Source organism: Streptococcus sp. k-628 (assembly GCF_013277475.1).
Lineage (GTDB): Bacteria > Bacillota > Bacilli > Lactobacillales > Streptococcaceae > Streptococcus.
The window spans coordinates 1-3,131 of the sequence record NZ_VMMZ01000024.1 but is presented as its reverse complement, the minus strand read 5'-3'; the positions used below and the strand labels follow the sequence as shown (position 1 = coordinate 3,131).

Here is a 3,131-nt window from a genome sequence, read left to right as displayed (position 1 = left end):
CAGACTGCAAGCAGTTCATCAATAAGAATTATACTCTTCGAAAATCTCTTCAAACCACGTTAGCGTCTCCTTGCCGTAGGTATATGATACTGACTCTGTCAGCTTCCATCTGCAACCTCAAAACAGTGTTTTTAGCAACCTGCGGTTAGCTTCCTAGTTTGCTCTTTGATTTTCATTGAGTATGAAATGAGAAGACAAAAAGATTGTCACAAACCCCTATTTTTTTGATAGAATAGAAGTAGTAAAAAAGAAATGAGTTAGACATGTCAAAAGGATTTTTAGTCTCTCTTGAGGGACCAGAGGGAGCAGGAAAGACCAGTGTTTTAGAGGCTCTGCTCCCAATTTTAGAGGAAAAAGGGATAGAGGTGCTGACGACCCGTGAACCTGGCGGAGTCTTGATTGGGGAGAAGATTCGGGAAGTGATTTTGGATCCAAGTCATACTCAGATGGATGCGAAGACAGAACTTCTTCTCTATATCGCCAGTCGCAGACAGCACTTGGTGGAAAAAGTTCTCCCAGCACTTGAAGCTGGTAAGTTGGTCATTATGGATCGTTTTATTGATAGTTCTCTTGCCTATCAGGGATTTGGTCGTGGCTTGGATATTGACGCCATTGATTGGCTCAATCACTTTGCGACAGATGGACTCAAACCTGATTTGACACTCTATTTTGACATCGAGGTGGAAGAAGGACTGGCTCGAATTGCTGCGAATAGTAATCGTGAGGTCAATCGTTTGGACTTGGAAGGGTTGGACTTGCATAAAAAAGTTCGTAAAGGCTATCTTTCTCTTCTGAATAAAGAGGGAAATCGCATTGTCAAGATTGATGCCAGTCTTCCATTGGAGGAGGTTGTGGAAACCACCAAGGCTGTCTTGTTTGACAGAATGGGATTAGCTAAATGAAACAAGATCAACTAAAGGTCTGGCAGCCAGAACAGTTTGACCGCTTTGTCCGTATCTTGGAGCAAGACCAGCTCAATCATGCCTACCTCTTTTCAGGTTTCTTTGGAAGCTTGGAAATGGCGCAATTTTTGGCTAAAAGTCTCTTTTGCACGGATAAGGTAGGCGTTTTACCATGTGAGAAATGTCGAAACTGCAAGCTGATTGAACAGGGAGAATTTCCCGATGTCACCTTAATTAAGCCAGTCAATCAGGTCATCAAGACAGAACGCATTCGAGAATTGGTGGGGCAGTTTTCTCAAGCAGGGATTGAAAGCCAACAACAGGTCTTTATTATCGAGCAAGCTGATAAAATGCACCCTAATGCAGCCAATTCTCTGCTCAAGGTCATCGAAGAACCCCAGAGTGAGGTTTACATTTTCTTCTTGTCCAGTGATGAGGAAAAGATTTTATCGACAATCCGAAGTCGGACCCAGATTTTCCATTTTAAAAAGCAAGAAGAACAACTCATCTTGCTCTTAGAACAAATGGGGTTGGTTAAGAAAAAAGCGACTTTCCTAGCTCAGTTTAGTCAATCACGAGCTGAAGCAGAAAAGTTGGCCAATCAGGCAAGTTTTTGGACTCTGGTCGATGAAAGTGAACGCCTGCTGACTTGGTCAGTAGCTAAGAAAAAAGAAAGTTATCTTCAAGTTGCCAAATTAGCTAGTTTGGCAGATGACAAGGAAAAACAAGATCAGATTTTACGGATTCTTGAAGTCCTCTGTGGGCAGGATCTCCTGCAAGCAAGAGTAAGAGTGATTCTACAAGATTTGCTAGAAGCTAGAAAAATGTGGCAAGCTAATGTCAGCTTTCAAAATGCCATGGAATATCTGGTCTTGAAAGAAATATAAACTAAAAAATGAATGATAAAGAAAGGAAAGGGCTGGTTTATGGACAAAAAAGAATTATTTGACGCGCTGGATGATTTTTCCCAACAGTTATTGGTAACCTTGGCCGATGTGGAAGCCATCAAGAAAAATCTCAAGAGCCTGGTAGAGGAAAATACAGCTCTTCGTTTGGAAAATAGTAAGTTGCGCGAACGCTTGGGTGAGGTGGAAGCAGACGCTCCTGTCAAGGCCAAGCATGTTCGTGAAAGTGTCCGTCGAATTTATAAAGATGGTTTTCACGTATGTAATGATTTTTATGGACAACGTCGAGAGCAGGATGAGGAATGTATGTTCTGTGACGAATTGTTATACAGGGAGTAGGCATGCAGATTCAAAAAAGTTTTAAGGGGCAGTCTCCCTACGGGAAGCTGTACCTAGTGGCAACGCCGATTGGCAATTTAGATGATATGACCTTTCGAGCTATTGAGACCTTGAAAGAGGTGGACTGGATTGCTGCTGAGGACACGCGCAATACAGGACTTTTGCTCAAGCATTTTGACATTTCTACCAAGCAGATTAGTTTTCATGAGCACAATGCCAAGGAAAAAATTCCTGATTTGATTGATTCTCTAAAAGCAGGGCAAAGTATTGCTCAGGTTTCTGATGCGGGTCTGCCTAGCATCTCAGACCCTGGTCATGATTTAGTTAAGGCAGCCATTGAGGAAGAAATTGCGGTTGTGACTGTTCCAGGTGCCTCTGCAGGAATTTCTGCCTTGATTGCCAGTGGTTTAGCACCACAGCCACATATCTTTTATGGTTTTTTACCGAGAAAATCAGGCCAGCAGAAGCAATTTTTTGACTCAAAAAAAGACTATCCTGAAACTCAGATTTTCTATGAATCGCCCCATCGTGTGGCAGATACTTTGGAAAATATGTTAGAAGTCTACGGTGACCGCTCGGTAGTCTTGGTCAGAGAATTGACCAAAATTTATGAAGAATACCAACGAGGTACCATTTCAGAGTTATTAGAAAGCATTGCTGAAACGCCACTCAAGGGAGAATGCCTTCTCATCGTTGAAGGTGCCAGTCAGGATGTGGAGGAAAAAGACGTGGAGGACTTGTTCTTAGAAATCCAAGTCCGCATACAGCAAGGCATGAAGAAAAACCAAGCTATTAAGGAAGTCGCTAAGATTTACCAGTGGAATAAAAGCCAGCTTTATGCTGCCTACCACGAATGGGAAGAAAATCAAGAAAATGACTAAACAGGGAAGTTTTCCTTCTTCCCTTTTTTTGTTATACTAGTAGAAGAAAAAAATAGAAAGATTTGTGGGAGTGAAAAAGTCCGGGGGACTTTTTCAGCCTGAGC

Annotated in this window: 4 protein-coding genes; all 4 read left to right on the top strand. The window is 42.2% G+C overall.

The genetic code is table 11. From position 1 onward, the window contains the following. The first annotated feature begins 263 nt into the window (after positions 1 to 263). The 4 genes from tmk to rsmI are packed head-to-tail and all read left to right on the top strand — an operon-like array spanning position 264 to position 3,027. Positions 264 to 902 carry a dTMP kinase gene (gene tmk, locus HT730_RS03825; RefSeq protein ID WP_173306859.1) on the top strand — a complete coding sequence of 213 codons (639 nt, stop codon included), beginning with the start codon at positions 264 to 266 and terminating at the stop codon, positions 900 to 902. Then, positions 899 to 1,789: a DNA polymerase III subunit delta' gene (locus HT730_RS03820; protein ID WP_173306858.1), complete on the top strand. Its 891-nt coding sequence runs from the start codon at positions 899 to 901 to the stop codon at positions 1,787 to 1,789. The genes tmk and HT730_RS03820 overlap by 4 nt, the downstream gene beginning before the upstream one ends. A 39-nt stretch (positions 1,790 to 1,828) precedes the next feature. Next, complete coding sequence (gene yabA / locus HT730_RS03815) at positions 1,829 to 2,146, top strand: DNA replication initiation control protein YabA (protein WP_000358227.1); 318 nt, start codon at positions 1,829 to 1,831, stop codon at positions 2,144 to 2,146. A gap of 2 nt (positions 2,147 to 2,148) precedes the next feature. Next, on the top strand, positions 2,149 to 3,027 hold the full coding sequence (gene rsmI, locus HT730_RS03810) for a 16S rRNA (cytidine(1402)-2'-O)-methyltransferase (RefSeq protein WP_173306857.1): 879 nt from the start codon (positions 2,149 to 2,151) through the stop codon (positions 3,025 to 3,027). Positions 3,028 to 3,131: the final 104 nt, after the last annotated feature.